Source organism: Sediminibacterium sp. GW821-FHT12F12, assembly GCF_058806635.1.
Window position 1 is genome coordinate 79,212 of record NZ_JBXAPW010000008.1, and the last position, 16,072, is coordinate 95,283.

Here is a 16,072-nt window from a genome sequence, read left to right on the forward strand (position 1 = left end):
TTCAGATGACTTACAATACATCTTGGGCTATTCTACTTATAACTTTCTTGGCTACAATCAGAATAGATTATACTTTTTCGCAACAAAACAAAACTTTATCGGAAGTCATACAAGATGCACAAGCTAAATCTGTTCATTATAGGTTATCTAAACTAAGAAAAGATGCAGCATTTATGAATTACTCTATTTTTAAGCTTAAAAAAAAACCTACAATTTCATTAAATAGTAATTTAATTGGATTCAATAATGACAATTTCCAGGTAATTCAGCCAGATGGAAATATAAAATATTTAAGACGCCGTCAAAATGAAAGCTTTTTGGGTATTGGTTTTACTCAACCTATAACATCCACAAATGGAACCTTCTCAATTAATACAGAATTATACAGAGTGGATAATTTTATCAATAGTTCAACTCAGTATAACGGGATCCCAATTTATATACAGTATACACAGCCGCTTTTTTCGTTTAATGAATTCAAATGGAGTAAGGAAATTGAATTAATGAAAATACTTGAGTCCGATCTTGAATTTAAGCTGGAAATGAATGCTCTGGCCTATAATGTATGTAATAGATATTTCGAAGTAATAGAAGCAAGAAACGAAAAATCAATATCAAATATCAATTTGCAAATAAATAATGCGAATTACTTGATAGAGAAACGAAAAGTAGAACTTGGGCAATCGACAGAAGACAAAATACTACAATTGAAAATGCAATCTCTCGTCATACAACAATCTATTGCAAGTATAGATTTACGCATTAGAAATGCATTATCAAATTTACTGGTTTATACTCCAGACCTTGACACTGCGAATCTGGAACTTAACCTCCCTGAAATAATTCCTTTAATTCAATTTGATCAGACGGCTATTATTGCAAAAATTAAGGAGAATTCTGTCATGTACCTTTCTAACAAAAGGAAACTTAAAGAAGCCCAGTTTAATGTGGCTAAAACCAAATCCACTAATAGACAGGTAAGTTTGATTGTTAACTATGGATTAAGCAAAGCAGGAGATCAAATCGAATCTATATATAAACAACCAAATGAACAGCAAAGATTAAGTATAGGACTTTCTATACCTATTTACGATTGGGGAAAAAGAAAGCAGAGCTTATCTTTAGCAAACAATTTGGAAAAACAGGTAGAACTAAATAATATTTCAGAGGAAACCACCTTTTTTAATGAAGCTATTGGCATTTTGCTTAATATTCCGATTTTGCGACAAAATATTATAATAGCCCAAGAATTAAACACGATTGCCGAAAAAAGGTACGCGATTGCACACAGATTATATATTGCAGGAAAAATATCACTTTTTGATTTCCAATCCTCTGAATTCGCTAAAGAAACGGCAAGGAGGTCGTATATAAGTGCCATACGAAGCTTTTGGGAAAATTATTATCAATTCCAATCGTTTACTGGCATACCTCTTGATCATTGACTTTAATTAATTTCTGATACTAAATGCAATATTAAAAATGTGTTAAATAATCAGATTCCAGGGGCTTTTCACCCTATTCGCTTACCGTTTTACGTAGTACATTCCATTTATCATTATCTTATTAGCAAACCTTTTTAATCACGGTCCCGAGGGACCCCAAAAAAAAACTCAATGAAAAATTTAAACGTTGATTTACAAGGAGTAAAAATCCTCAGCAGGGAAGAACTCAAAAAAGTAATCGGTGGAGTGTATGATGAAAGCGGCGGTACAGGCTCTTGCGGTGTAGTATTTCCTTATAACGGTGTACGGTATGTGACATACGCGTATGATGAAAACGGCGACGGTCTTACAAAAGACGATGCAATTCGGAAAGCTGCTGAACTCGGCTATAACTGGTGTTGCGCAAGTTGTGCTAATTTCGAAACCTTTTAGTTCACAGGAATAACGGTATTGTGAAATTACAATACCGTTATTCACTATTGTGTTTATTGTTTGGTTTTCATTACTACAGCCTTTTCTAAAAATCCTTCCCTGTTTTACCATATGGGATCAACCATTGCCTTTAAACAACCACATAGATACAAAAATTCATTATATTAGATTACCTATTGCAAACTTTGTATAAACTGCTGTCGTTTCTCCCACTTTAAAATTTATGAAATTATATTTCTCTTTGCTTAGCTTCCTATTTATTACTACTGTAGCTTTCGCCAGAAGTGATACTGCTTTTAACCAAAAAAAAGTTTTACAAAACGATAGTATTATTTTCAATTTTCACTTTGAGAAAAGATCAATTCCAGCTTTATTCTATTTTGACATCTTCAACCAGCAGCATTATATAATTCGCCCAGCTGACTTAATAGGCAATGAAGAAAGTAACAAGATCTTGAGAAGGTCTATTCAAACCAAACAACCCGTAATTATTGAATACCTTGTTCTTCCCCGACATTCAATGATATATGTAAAGCCCGGTGATGTAATAGATGTTTATTTTAGAAGCAATGGTACAGCTTGTTTTAAACAAAGATCAGATCCTGATAATCTTGATTTATATGCTGAGCTTTCTGAAAACAATGAAAGCTTATTTGAGTTCCAATGGAACAGTCAAGTTAGAAAGTTAAGTGGGCTAGACCAGAAAAAAAATGTGTTGAATTGGCAGCTTTCTAGGTCGAAACATATGCTTGACAGTTTGAAAAATATTAACCGTATTTCTCCAGAAATATACTTTGTTTATAAACAGTTATCGGAACTAGTTTTTCTTTCAAATACAATTGAATTAGCTAGCCAATTTAAAACCACTATTTCTCCCACCGAACAGGCTTTAATTGATAAATATTTACAATTAAAGGGTGGGGATCAACTTGTAAGTTACAGGCAATTTGTTTTTGCATATTATAATCACCTTTGCAAAAGAAATTATTTAACTAAAGCAAATGCGAAATTTGCATTCATTGCGGCAATGCCAGTTGTCAATGCAAGGGATTATATGTTGCTGCTGGCTTTAAAAGAGCTTAAAAAAGAAACATCGGAAAATTTCATTGCGTACAAGGAAAAGTTCTTCAAGCTTTGCAACAATACGGAGTATATTGAATATGTGAGGATTAATGCGGAGAAAAGCCCTTCAAGCGGATTTTCAGCTCAACTAATAAGTGAATTAGCAACAACGCCACCTCTTTTGCTTAAAAATTGGTTAAGCAAGCAGCTTGGAAATGTTGTGTATATCGATTTTTGGGCAAGTTGGTGTTCGCCATGCCGAGGTGAAATGCCTGCGTCAAGGGAACTAAGAAATCACTATAAAGACAGCAATGTAGTGTTTGCCTATTTTTCCATTGATAAGGTTATTACAAATTGGCATTCTGCAAACAAGGAGGAATTTTTGTCTGACTATCCCAATAGCTTCCTATTGAGTATGGAACAAAATGATTCTATTATAAAACAAATTGATCTTTCTATTATACCCAGATATGTTCTTATTAACAAGCTAGGAGAGGTAGTTGATGCCGATGCCGACCGACCTGGGTCCCCACAGATCAGGAGAGCGATCTCGAAATTATTAAAGAGTCAATAAGAGATTACCGATTAGCCTATTACAGATGCCTCTGTATATTCTTAAATGCAATGATAGTTTATCGATTACAGCCTCATTCGAATCTCAATGGAAATTACTATTGCGGCACAAATATGCCACTTATGATGCACTTCAATGATTTATGGACTATTTCAAAGGTATTAATATTCTGATCCGATTATTATGAAATAATCACTTTTATAACGTTAGTTTTTAATGCTCCAAAAAAGGGTTGTTCGGAAATGTTCATTAATCTATAATTTTACAATAATGAAATCTTCCCTCAACCACCTCCCCCTCAGCAAACGAAACCAGATCCTGGAAATCGTGGAAATTATCAGGGAAGTAGTGTCTCCCGAAAAGATCATTCTGTTTGGAAGTTATGCAAAGGGAAAATATGTGGAACACCGCTATATAGGCAAGGATGGGATTCTGTATGAGTATATCAGCGATTATGATTTCCTGGTAGTCACCTTACACAATGATATTCAACACTATGAGCTGGAAGATATTGTAAACAGCCGGACCTAGCATTTTAAGCAGCCTATCAATCTGGAAATCCACGAAATTGATTACATCAATGAGGGTCTGGAGTTCGGGCAGTACTTTTTTGCTGATATAGTGAAGGAGGGTGTATTATTATATGACACCGCCGTCGTCGATTTTGCCGAACCCAGAGAGCTGATGCCCGAGGAGGAAAAAGAAATCGCGCAGCGGTATTATGATATTTGGTTTAACCGATCTGTAGAATTTCTTATTGACTCCAAGAATGCCTTCTAGAGAAAAAGTTTTAGAAATTCTGTCTTTTATCTCCACCAGGTTACCGAAAGCTTATACTATGCAACACTGCTGGTATTTACTGGCTACAAACCGAAGACTCACAACCTATTTAAATTAAGAAAACACGCTAAGCATCTTTCTGAAGAATTATTCTTACTATTTCCTGTTGAAACAAGCAAGACAGAAAACCAATTTAGCAGAGAGGAAGGGATATGAACCTATCTCTTCATGCGTTGAGTATCAATTAATTAAGATCTGCAAAATAATAACTCCACGAATTACGCTCGCAAATCTGTTTTCTTTATAAGAACTGGTTACTTTCATAAAGATAAATAAATAACAACACTTCTTTCACATTTTCCATACCCATACTTTCTTCAATTTTTCCTTTGAGATAGTATCTTTAAAAAAAGGATAAGTGATGAAAGATCTAATGAGCAGAGCGATTGACTTTCTTACATTCGATACTCACCTGCAGGCTCAACAAATCAGTTTACAATTTTCTGAAACACATCTCAAAAGACAGGCTAAAATAGACGAATGGAGCACAAAAGCTACCCGTCAGCAACTGGCCTCTTACTATTGGTCTACACATGTGATTTTGCATTTTGCAGTGCTATTTGGATTGCCTGCCGGAATCTTATTTTTGATGTTTGGAGGATTTAGCCAACCTGGTGTATTCTTAGTAAATGTGTTTGTAACAGGTCCTATCGTTTATTTAGTATTGTACTTTTTTCAGTACCGCCCCGAATTTAATTCAACCTATTTACCCCATCTTGAAACTGTTAAAGAAGCTTATGAGAAAAAGCAAATTGAACAGTTCGAAAAATGTCGACAAGCTCAGTTATCCAATTTTTCATTGGCTCTTTTCTTCTATGTATTGACCAAAACAAATAGCCTCAATGCAATTTCCTGCGATGATCATTCAGCCAATCTTCTTAGAAAGTTGTATGGAGTTGATTCTGGAAGTATGAAAAAGAACCTCGAGCTGATTTTGGGAACGGCCAAAAGAAAAAATATGTCAGCCAGAAAAATAACGGAAATCCGAAACCGGTTTGCCGAGACCTATGATTATTTGGAAGCATTAGAATTTAGTGCAGGGATTGAAAGGCTAAAAGAATTGGAAGCTAAATTTTTCTGAAATGTTTATTCAATTCTCTTACAACTAAATCAAAATCTGTTAATTCCTATATTTGCTCTTAAGCGAAATTCACTCTAGTCCCATTACTGGAAATACCACTATTTCGGTACCTCGGATACCATTTGTGCTTGACCCCTATGAAAAGTTTCTGTTTAATATTTGTGAAATCCGAACAAGTAAAAATCAGGAAGGTTCCCATCGCTATATAAAACAAATGCGCGGCCTGAAGCAACGGCCCGGGATGTTCAGTATACGATTATTATTCACTATCTGCTTTTTCCATATTTGCGAAAAGCCGCGACGAATTGATAAATGAAAAACCCAACAAAGAGTTTGTTTAGAAAATCAATTGCTAATGTCCAGCCATTGAATTCAGTTTTATCCACCAGGAAATCAATTTTGTGTGTTATATCAATGAAACTGAAATAATAACCGAACAAAGTCCAATCCACATCTTCATGAGTGAAAATCCTGCCAATGCTTGCGAGATACAGCATGTAACAAATGATGGAGAAGACAATTAAACCTTTAAAGGGTTTAGTTACTGATAACCCATGATAATTAGAGTGGCTATTGATCCATAATATACTTTTATCCCATGCATTTATATCGTTTGTCTTTCTCAAGGCCTCGTTGGAAATAGCATTCAGCTTTTGGGCCTCGTGAAAATTTCCATTTTTGTCGAGTATCGATTTTAGCTGTATAAATATTTCATATTGGTCCTTGTAATAATTTTCTGAAACGGTTTCCTGGTAATGTACGTTAGCCAGTGCCTTGAATTTATCAAAATCAGCGGCTTTATCGGGGAAATCACATGCAATGAATTGTGCCCCTTCAAAATTGGTCCGGTAAAAAGAAACAATGTTATACCGGTTGAATCTCACGTTTTCAAATTTCACCGAATCCAGGTTTGATTTGTGTACTTCAATTTTCTGGTCTTTTATTTCATTGGTGGAAGGAGAAAGCTTAAAGAAATTTACTTTTCCTGCAAAAGAAAAATCGTGCATGTATAGAGAATCAATTTTTGTTTGATCCACATTTATCTGGCCTTTTCCTTTTTTATTTATCGAAAGGGATTTCAGGTAGGAAGTTTCTAAGTTAATATTGGTTTCTTTTAGTTCACTCAGCGAAATATAAAGACTCAGGTATAAGAGTTTCTTTTCTGTGGCAGTAAGTCTATACTTTAACCGTCCGCCCAATACCGCCGGATCACGGTAAAATCCAGGTTTTTTATTTTGAACTTCATTGATTTTGAAATAAACTTTACCAGGATTATATATATAATATTTCTGGAAATAGCGAAGGATTTTCTGACTATCGGTATGCATCAATTCTATCAGCCAGGCCCATTTTTCAACATAAATGTTTTCTTCAGTATACGTTATTTCGATTCTGCTAATATCCGTCAGAAAGAAACTGTCACGGATGATACAATTATTAAAACTGACCGAATGTATTTTAGGATTTTTAAAATTTCCGGATAAAATGCAACTGAGAAAATGTATCGACAAATTTTTGGTTTCGATTTCCCGATCTTTTATTTCACCAATAATGCAACCTTCAAACGCAATACTTATATCATCGAAAACTACTGCTTTACTATTGCTGATGTTGATGGAATTAAATCTGCATCCAATAAAAGTGAAAACGATTTGTCCGGCGCGCGGGAGGATACCTGCAAATGGCGCATCCTGTAACATAAGAACAACATCGTCATATTGGTGGTCCCTGATCTCCTGGTAGGGTTGTATGAAAATGGATTCAGTCAAGGCGGTAAGTTTCAGATTACTTACGAATATAATGTTTTATCTTTATATGAGTATGGTGAACTGGATTCAATACTGTAAAAACTAACTAAATGTCAAATACCTCTTTGAATTTCCTTGCCAATAGTTTCCTGCTGACAGATATGCGTCAATCTTTTAATGCCAGATCACTTTCTGAATTGGAAAATGAATTGGACAGGTACCGGGATTTCATAAATTCCAATACAGCCAAGCTGGAGGAGGAATGCTTAACAGATGATGATGAGTCTGCGTTATTATCTGATTTCGGAAGTACAGATCATCGCCCGAAGTATAAAGAGATCACAGCAAAATCTTTATTCATCAATAAGTTCATTATTGATGATCCCTTGTATAGCACGTCACATAAAAACATGGGGATAATCAACGAAGACAGGAAATTAAGAGGTTTATCCCCAACTACTGAAAGTGAAATAAAGAATGAGATCTGGGAAAAGTCACAGTATATCAAATCGCTTGTTGCCGGAGTGAACGCAGATGTGGAATACATAAAGTTTTATCCTTTAAGTAAAGCACCGACCAACGAGTTTTTACATTTTATCCAGATCCCTGAATTGTCATTCCCCAACGAGTTCCCCGAAATTTATAAGTGGTTTGAAGAACGCACTACTGTAAGAAAAGTCGATGAAAGCCAGCAGATTGTTGAATTGGATGGCCCTTGTAATAAATTGGGTATTTCCTTCCTTCATGATGAAGACTATGGAATCTTTCTGCCAGCCTATCGGGAGATCATACAGCAGCCGGGAACGAACAATTATGTTCTTAAAGATGTCGTTCCATCATCTGAGGCTTTTGAAACCTGGAAAACAGAAGAAATTATCAAATCCATTCGAGACCGGTATGAGGCAATTATAGCAAAGAATGAATACCGCATAAAGTTCGGAGCAATTTTATCTACCGAATCGCGCTTTGAGGACGATTTCTTCAGTTCTGTTTTAGGCGTTGATACAACAACTGTAGAGAGCAGGGCAGTCAAAGTTGCTACGCATTTATCAATGCCTTCTATTCAATCCACTTCATTTGAGAATGTCATGGAAGTCAGAAAAGCATTTGACGAGGAATTCAATAATTTCAGAAAGCAACTGGCGGATGACGTTATTGCATTGAGGAATGCGGGTTCAAAAGAAGAACTGGACTCTTTTTCAAAGGATCTTTCTGCCAAATATGAATCCAAAATAAAAGAGATTAAAAACAGGATCAGGTTCCGGTTTAAATTTTCTCGGATGGATCTCATCCCCGCAAGTATTGATCTTACAGCGATTTTGGCTTCGCACGAACCAGTGTCAGGAATGCTAACGGGTATTAATCTCTTATATAAAATGTACCAGGGTGTAACTAAACCCAGGGCTGAGGCGAAGCAGAACACATGTTACTTTCTGTACAGACTTAGCCGGTAAAGCGAAGCGGTTCGTAATGATTTCAAAGATTAACTTTCAGAAACATAATACTATGGGAATGGAACTTCGTTCGGAGGTGCTCGATATGAGCCTGACTATTGAAGCGCTTTTCAGCGACCTGATCGGCATTTTGATGCGGATACCTAAAATGGAATCCAGAACCATCGGCAATAAATCAACTGCATTTTCACTTAGATCAAAAGTTGATTTTCTGTTTGATTTGGGTAAACTGACCAAAGAAGAGTGTAAAGACCTGCAAATATTTATGGAGATCAGGAACCAATTGATGCATAACAGTGATATTGATACCATGATGGGTGTGCTGGATATCACGGAAAACAAAAAAAGGATAGAGCCATACCTCGAATTGGATAATGATATTGATTATGGAGAGGCACCTTCATTGCTGGAAAGTGCCTACCGGGCTGCTTTCAGTAATTTTTATGGAAAAATATTAGCGTGTATTGAAAGGGTACTTCATACAATAGCGCAGGAAATTGCACTGGCTGATGAACAAAAAGAAAAAGCCGCGGAACATGCATTATTGAACAAGCACTTCGAACTTCTTTCGGACGCCATTGACGAAGCTTCGGATGCATTTGATAAAGTCTTTGATCGAACGGAAGGTGAAGGTGGTGCTTTGAAAAAATCTATCCAGGCGCGTTTTTACATTAAATTAAAAGAAGCCTACCCGAATCAAAACATACCACTTCCGGGAAGTGCAGTCCAGTAATACATTAGTTTTAAATATTTAAGCCTGGCTTATGCATCTTACAACAGAAACAACCAACCTATTAATTGCACTGGCATCTGCAATCATATCCATTATTGCGCTTGTCTATACTGCACAAACCTACCTGCTTAAACGGGGACATAAATTCAGGTGCAGCATTTCAACGGCCAGTTCTATGGAATGCAACGATGTATATGTTTCCTCACTGACTTTGGAAAATCTTAAAGACAGGCCAGCGGTTATTTTTGAAATTTATATAAGGATCGGACACGGGTATTATTTGCAATTAGATGATTTTTCGAATAAGCCACTGATCCTTGGGGGTTTTGAAGTATACCACCAATCCTATGACCCGCCTTTATTCTATGAAGTTGGCGTAAAGCGCATAAAAATTGATACGTTATTGAATAGCCCTAAATCCAAACGCAGGCTGATCGTTTCAACAACAGAAGGGAAGAAAACAGTCAAATTCGGGATGAAACACTGGCGGCCACACTATGCTTTTTTCAAGAACTATTTAACGGCGATCATCAGCCCTCAATACCTTAGCTATGATGGGAAGAGTTATGGGCCTAATGTGAAATACCTTCTTGTTTTTACGGTGACCGGGAAGAAACACGTTGTATCGTTTAAAGAAGGGGATGAAGAACTTGCATGGACAGACCAATTCAAATTAACTAAGGACGCACTCGCCAGCCGGGAGGTATTTCAGAGTCATATTCAAGCTTTGGTTGATCAAGGAAAATTGCATTTTGATTCTTTTGAAGTGATAGATTTCAATCAGAATGTTCAACAGGCATATGCCCGTTATGAAAAAGAAACAATGTTGGCTGATCAGCGCTCATATCTCTATTACAATGTGGTGGGCCGGCTTTATACTTTCCTTGAAAACCGGAGGCTTAAAAAAGAGAACGAAGCAAGGCGAAAAAAATCTCCGAATTGAAATGCAATGTATCTACTCATTGCCCGAGTACATGTTTGTAAAATGCTGCGCATATTTGCCAGGGAACTCGTTTCTCAAAATTAATACCAACAAAGTCTTGGCGACGGCAGAAAGCGTATAGGCCCATTCGACCGGTGTTCCATGGCGGAAAGGTTCCGGGTCGGCATGCTTGGGATCGAATTGTTGCCGCTCTGCATAAGGCCCTCCGTGGACAAAGGAAGAAAGAACATTATACCTTTCCAGCAGATTGAAAATGCTTTCACTCACTGCACCGATGAAGGGTTGAAAATCTTTGTTGGCAATCAGGTAGTCACCAATCTTTTTCATGTCCGTGAATTGTGTTGCACCCTTATGATACTCCTGGAGATCCGCATCGGTCATATCGGTAAGACTGGGATAGAGTTCTTTTACTGTGTCTATCGTAATTTTACGCTTTTGCCTTTTTTTCAGGTCGTCAAGGTGAATGCCATACATCTGTTGTTTAAAAAAATCGGAATTCGCATACCGGTCATAATAATCCTCTCCGGTTTTGTCTGTGCTGTCTATGGTACATTTTAGAAAAAAAAATAGGCCAGTAGGTAGTGTTCAACTAAACTCCTGAACAATATCTGTGAACAATAGTGTTCTTCTTCCAGTTTGACCAGGCTATTCTTGATACGATCTATCAACTGAATTTTTCTATACAGAGCTTTCAGTGTTTGAGCATATACAGACACTTCAATATCGCAGGAAATATCCTGCTATAACGAAGTGAAAAAATGTTGTACATGCTCGTGTTTATTCATCATTGCGAAATAATTAAATGGCTTCCCGTTCCAAACTCATTTCCAGTGCGAGTTCCATAGGTAGAAGCTCTGTCATGTGAGCAAGGCTACCTAACTCCAAAACCAGTGGTTTTGCGCCGTTGCGCCAGGCATAGATCCTGAATTCCTTTTGGTAGGTAAACTCATTTGGTTTTTGAAAAATACTTACTTTACCATTGATCGCGTAACGGTCATAGTATTCGATAAATCCATCGTCAAAACTTATTTTTTTTCTCCGCAATTCTTTTTTGATCAGGGATAGGAATTTAGGGTTGTCCTTGATCAGCAGTACGTGCGTACCGAACTTGGTCATTTTGGGATCGACCTTGAACTCACGCGGATCGGGGAAACCATGTGACGAAACACAATACAAACTGAAAATATTTCCATTAAGATTTTCCCACCGTTCACAGTAATGCATACCCTCGTGGTTGCCTTTGAACTGTAACGTAGGAATTTCAAACTCCCCGGGTGGTAAATTGTAAACGCCGGTCACTCCCTCATAATTGTCTCCCCGCAAATCTTCATCCTCCAGGTTACGGAAATACTCCAGCGGGTTCATGTATATAATGCCTTTATCCCGCAATTGCAGAAGATGTTCTTCTGTTCCAAATTTGAGAAAGCATTTGATGGTATGTGTTTCTTTCATAGTATTACTTTATCTGCCGTTAATTGTTTTTAATACGTGTGACCTCTGTGGAATATCCCGGAAAACTGGCGAAATCCATTTCCTCTTCGGTCGCATCCCTCCATTTGATATTATTCTGAAAAAGTTCGCCAACCTTTCCGACTGATAAGGATATATTTGGCTCATCGAATTTCAAAACTTTAAACCTGATTACCTTTTCAAATTTCAGGTACTGGTCCGCGACATTCGGATGGAAGACGATATTTGAAGAATATGCATTATTAGCCACGCTTGGGTATATGATAAAATCCTTCCACGCCGTACCGTACAATAATTCGGTAGCTATCCACGATGTAATTGAATAGGGAATTTTTTCTGTCAGGAACAGTGATGAAATAAAATCCAGCGCCTCATGGAAGAAACCATTTCTCCTGACCAAACCTCGGTCATGTTGCAGCGCAGCATAAGCGTATATATCTTTTGCAAGGACATACCACTCATTTTCTTGGGTTAAATCCCTTGGCAACAAAAAACCACATTTTATTTCCCGGTCTGTGAAACCATTCCATACGCTCAGGTAACCAATATCATCTGCTTTCGGTTTGCTTTCAATGATCGCGGTAAGCGCTGAATTTGATGAATAAAAAACACTTCTGTTCTTTAAATTGGCCCGGCCATTCTGTGCACAAGCAGAAGGAGGCGGATAGGAATATGTTCGGATCAACCTTTCATCTTCTGTGTTATGATCGATATTTAATCGCGCGCGATAGAATTTGAACGTATTGAAACTATCGGGATTATAGTTACTTGACAGAGATGGAATAACCGTCAGGTAAGAAAAAATGGTCTCCGAAATTTTGTGGGGATCAAATCCTGTAAAATCGAAATTTCCTAATTCTTCAAGTTTTTCCCGAAAGGTTTCCAGGTCTGGGTATTGGTAAAAATCTTCATCGGTGATCACATCTTGTATGTTTGAGTCGTTGGGCATGGTCAATGTTTTGTTTGATTACACTGCTTGTACTGTCTCATTTTCATCTTTTTCAAACTTATCATTAGGTAAGCCAAAGAGACCAGGAAAATGATACCATGGTTTTGAACAGTTGTAAGCAATTACTTCACATTTTGCAGTTAAACCCGCCTTAATTTTTTCGATCTTGGGTTCCAAATCTCCTGTTTCACAAGCAAGCATAAGAATATCGGGTTTGAACGTATTTGCAACCCAGATCAATTGCCGAATATCCTTGGTATAAAACAATTCTGCATTCGCTTTTGCTTCGCCCAATATAAAACGGCCATTTTGAATAGCCACAATGTCAAGATCGCTCGACCAGCTTTCCTGACGATGGCCTGCCGTAAAATCAAGCGGAGGACACCAAATAAAACTGTCGCTTCTAAAATTCATATGGTTTCTCAAATGCAACAGCGTTTTAAGGACAACGTAGTTGCCATCAAAGGCTTTTGCATTCTTAGTCTGATCGCATAGAAAGTTATTGATAATAACATCACTTAACTTGTAGTAAACAGAGCTATTCAGATCCGGGAATATTTTGTTGTAACATCCTTTGCAGTTAACTTCCTGACTGAGTTCTGCGAGGGAATACCATTTGTTGGAGCCACATATATTACAACTCACTTTCATTCCAACGAGTAACCCGCTTTTTTTGATGAGATAATTCAAATTCGGATTAATATACAATTCAAAAGATTCTCGGATGTCCCTTTCAATTATTCTGACCACTGTTTCTTCATCCAGATTTTGTTCGGCCCGAATGTTCATTCGCTCTGCCACATTGGTTTTGTATTTTACAAATAAGCCAGCTACTTCCTTTTTTAAATCCTGTAAGCTGAATACCCCTTTGCCAGTCTTGATGGCACTACCTTTTAATAATGAATCATACCTGAATAAGTCAACCCAAAAACGTTCCTCTAAGAAGGATTGCAGATTGTCCCATTTTTCATCCAGCAGTTTAAATAATGCAGATAATTTCTGACCACTGTTACTTAAGGAGACATATTGCACGGGAAGAGAAATATATTCCCCATACTTTTCCCTGGCATTTAGCAGACCTCGGACAATCTCAAAATCAGACGATATTTTTATCTCGGTACCCATCATTTTATCATTCGCAAATAGCGTTACTCTACGTTGTGCATTGACACGGCATTTACTTTTACAGAGAAGATGATGAAGCGGCGTTTCAAAAGGGAATTTAATTTCATTGGATTCCTCGCCTGTTCTTTGGATGATAGTATCAATAGCATATACCCCTTCGTTAACAGGCCTTCCACTTTCAAACGATAGCGGCTGAAATTTCAGAAAGTCCTCTGATCCAACTATCAAATTATTTACTGGTGAAAAATATTTTGCCGAAATATGATTTAGCCGGAAAGGTGTAAATGGAAATTCGTTGACCACAAGCCTGCGCAGATCGAATCTTGGGTTTTTCTCTTTTATTGCATCGCTTAATTCTTTTAGTTCTGCTTCAGGAAGACTTCTTGAAACGAGAGAGAATGAACTTGTATATGCCAAATGTCCGAGTGTTCCAAAGAAATAGGAATCTTTAATCAATAGATCAAGTTCTCCTGTTGTTGAAATGATTTGTTGTATGCGGTCATCCGGTTTTAGATATTGCTGGCGGTTCCAATAGTATAGCAGGTCATTTAGATAATTCTCTTCATTATAAACAATCCACTCGAACTGTTCCATCTGGTAGCTTGAACCTGTATCAAGTAAACATGTTGTAATATGAGTTGCAGAAAGTATATTTTTAAAAAACGGCGCTTTCTCATTTATTATCTGATTGATCAAATGCGCGGTCTTATCAGTGACGGAAACCTGCGGAATATCTTTCAACCACTTATCTTCTCCCATATATAAGTCCTGGAAACCAAGGTTCATTGTGTAAAATGACTTGGCTATTACCGGCGTTTTCCAATTCATTTTATTTTTCAGCACACACAATTTGTCAACGCTCAACTGCCGACCCATAGCATGGTGCATAAGGCAATGAATATTTACTCCTGCAAACCAATCCTTTAATATATCAGACGGGTAATCAATAAATTCCTTTGGATGTAAAAATGACAATTCTTTAATCGCATCTATGTTTAGATCACGCGGATATGAAACATAATCAGGGTCATAATGCCTGATCATCGTTTGCCATTCATCTGGAATCTTTCCATCAGTTACCGGCACAATCGGATTATACCTTCCTCCCCAGATATGCTGATTAGCTTCCATGATAGAGATTAGCTTATCCCTGGCAATATCATCCCTTACCAATATCAGCAACCTATTGTGTCTGCAGGTTGTTTTTATGTAGGTTTTTGCGGATGAGATCATAAAAGGTAATGAGACTGTAATATTACTAAAATATTTAGTAGTTCAAACAGGTTTTCCTTATCTGCTGAGTATTAAGTAATTATTGAACAAAATGAATTGATGGTTTACTCAATCTGAAAGGCAGGCACCTAAAAAGAGCAGAAGCAAGGCGGCTGCTCCGGCATTTTCAAGGTTACTGTTTCGGAGTTTTGGAGGTGATGGTGACTGCCGCTCGATATTGGCCACAGGTAGAAAATCAGCAGAGACAATAGCCAGCGGTACTTCCAAATTTCCTTCCCGGTAAGTGATGCAGGGTACTTGCTGTTCGTCAGATTCTGATAAATGTCTTTTCGTATCCTGCAAAGCCATATCAACCGAAAGTGGAAAATAACCACGGTAAGCTTTTGCTGCAAAAATGGATTTTAGCAATGCAAGCGTAAATTCCCCGCCTCTGCCATTTCTTGCATCATAGGCAAACTGTCCCCCGGAAGTAGAATGCATAATTAATTTTCCGGGAAGAGAACTGATGATATACCTGTCAAAGAGTGCCCTTGCTTCTGAATAACCATCTGCATATTGCCATTTTTCAATTTCATCCGGTATGCCGCTGATCGTAGGCAAATATGCGCGGCAGGCATCAACAATAATTAATTGTCTTGGACTAACGGCATTGAATAGTGAATAATCGAAGATGCCATAATCTTTCAGGGACAATACATTATTGTTCCAGTTGTCCATATACCCATGCCCGGAAAAATAAATAAATACATAATCAGCAATTGCAGCACCAATGGCATTCTGAACGGTTAAAGTAGCAGGATTATCCAGTATATCTATTTCATTTGGATACCAGGCACCACCGCGTGGAGATTGCAGGAAATCACGCATGTTATACAAATCATAGGGTACGCCGGGCAGGTTATTATTTCCTGTTCCCGGTGCACCTATTAATAGGACTTTCCTGATCGGCTGATACATGAATGGTTTTTATGATTGTAATTTAC

Annotated in this window: 14 protein-coding genes; 8 read left to right on the forward strand and 6 right to left on the reverse strand. The window is 37.4% G+C overall.

Going from position 1 to position 16,072, the window contains the following annotated elements; translation table 11 throughout:
- Positions 1–5 precede the first annotated feature (5 nt).
- The 5 genes from AC1RNB_RS12350 (at position 6) to AC1RNB_RS12370 (ending at position 5,434) form a co-directional block, all read left to right on the forward strand.
- The gene (locus AC1RNB_RS12350) at positions 6–1,445 is read left to right on the forward strand and encodes a TolC family protein (protein WP_493083199.1); all 1,440 of its coding nucleotides are present in this window, start codon (positions 6–8) and stop codon (positions 1,443–1,445) included.
- A gap of 171 nt (positions 1,446–1,616) precedes the next feature.
- Positions 1,617–1,877: a hypothetical protein gene (locus AC1RNB_RS12355; protein ID WP_493083201.1), complete on the forward strand. Its 261-nt coding sequence runs from the start codon at positions 1,617–1,619 to the stop codon at positions 1,875–1,877.
- Between the two features lie 223 nt (positions 1,878–2,100).
- Positions 2,101–3,513, forward strand: a complete 1,413-nt coding sequence (locus tag AC1RNB_RS12360) for a TlpA family protein disulfide reductase (RefSeq protein ID WP_493083203.1) — start codon at positions 2,101–2,103, stop codon at positions 3,511–3,513.
- A 270-nt stretch (positions 3,514–3,783) separates the two neighbouring features.
- Positions 3,784–4,044 (forward strand): nucleotidyltransferase domain-containing protein, encoded by a 261-nt coding sequence (locus AC1RNB_RS12365; protein WP_493083204.1) that lies wholly within the window; start codon positions 3,784–3,786, stop codon positions 4,042–4,044.
- Positions 4,045–4,714: 670 nt separating this feature from the next.
- Positions 4,715–5,434: a hypothetical protein gene (locus AC1RNB_RS12370; protein ID WP_493083206.1), complete on the forward strand. Its 720-nt coding sequence runs from the start codon at positions 4,715–4,717 to the stop codon at positions 5,432–5,434.
- A 266-nt stretch (positions 5,435–5,700) separates the two neighbouring features.
- Here the strand turns inward: AC1RNB_RS12370 and AC1RNB_RS12375 are convergent, their stop codons facing one another.
- Positions 5,701–7,134 carry a hypothetical protein gene (locus AC1RNB_RS12375; RefSeq protein ID WP_493083208.1) on the reverse strand — a complete coding sequence of 478 codons (1,434 nt, stop codon included), beginning with the start codon at positions 7,132–7,134 and terminating at the stop codon, positions 5,701–5,703.
- A gap of 158 nt (positions 7,135–7,292) precedes the next feature.
- Between AC1RNB_RS12375 and AC1RNB_RS12380 the strand changes: the two genes are divergently transcribed.
- The 3 genes from AC1RNB_RS12380 to AC1RNB_RS12390 are packed head-to-tail and all read left to right on the forward strand — an operon-like array spanning position 7,293 to position 10,312.
- Positions 7,293–8,636, forward strand: coding sequence for a hypothetical protein (locus tag AC1RNB_RS12380; protein WP_493083209.1), 1,344 nt, complete (start codon positions 7,293–7,295; stop codon positions 8,634–8,636).
- A gap of 58 nt (positions 8,637–8,694) precedes the next feature.
- A complete protein-coding gene (locus tag AC1RNB_RS12385) occupies positions 8,695–9,369 on the forward strand; it encodes a hypothetical protein (RefSeq protein ID WP_493083210.1) in 675 nt (224 codons plus the stop codon).
- A gap of 31 nt (positions 9,370–9,400) precedes the next feature.
- Positions 9,401–10,312: a hypothetical protein gene (locus AC1RNB_RS12390; RefSeq protein WP_493083212.1), complete on the forward strand. Its 912-nt coding sequence runs from the start codon at positions 9,401–9,403 to the stop codon at positions 10,310–10,312.
- A 12-nt stretch (positions 10,313–10,324) separates the two neighbouring features.
- Here the strand turns inward: AC1RNB_RS12390 and AC1RNB_RS12395 are convergent, their stop codons facing one another.
- From AC1RNB_RS12395 to AC1RNB_RS12415, 5 genes are all read right to left on the reverse strand, one after another.
- On the reverse strand, positions 10,325–10,786 hold the full coding sequence (locus AC1RNB_RS12395; RefSeq protein WP_493083214.1) for a hypothetical protein: 462 nt from the start codon (positions 10,784–10,786) through the stop codon (positions 10,325–10,327).
- 324 nt (positions 10,787–11,110) lie between these two features.
- Complete coding sequence (locus AC1RNB_RS12400; protein WP_493083215.1) at positions 11,111–11,764, reverse strand: hypothetical protein; 654 nt, start codon at positions 11,762–11,764, stop codon at positions 11,111–11,113.
- A 19-nt stretch (positions 11,765–11,783) separates the two neighbouring features.
- Positions 11,784–12,731, reverse strand: coding sequence for an RES domain-containing protein (locus tag AC1RNB_RS12405; protein ID WP_493083216.1), 948 nt, complete (start codon positions 12,729–12,731; stop codon positions 11,784–11,786).
- Positions 12,732–12,749: 18 nt separating this feature from the next.
- Positions 12,750–14,987: a hypothetical protein gene (locus AC1RNB_RS12410; protein WP_493083218.1), complete on the reverse strand. Its 2,238-nt coding sequence runs from the start codon at positions 14,985–14,987 to the stop codon at positions 12,750–12,752.
- 210 nt (positions 14,988–15,197) lie between these two features.
- Positions 15,198–16,046 (reverse strand): caspase family protein, encoded by an 849-nt coding sequence (locus tag AC1RNB_RS12415; protein ID WP_493083220.1) that lies wholly within the window; start codon positions 16,044–16,046, stop codon positions 15,198–15,200.
- Positions 16,047–16,072 lie beyond the last annotated feature (26 nt).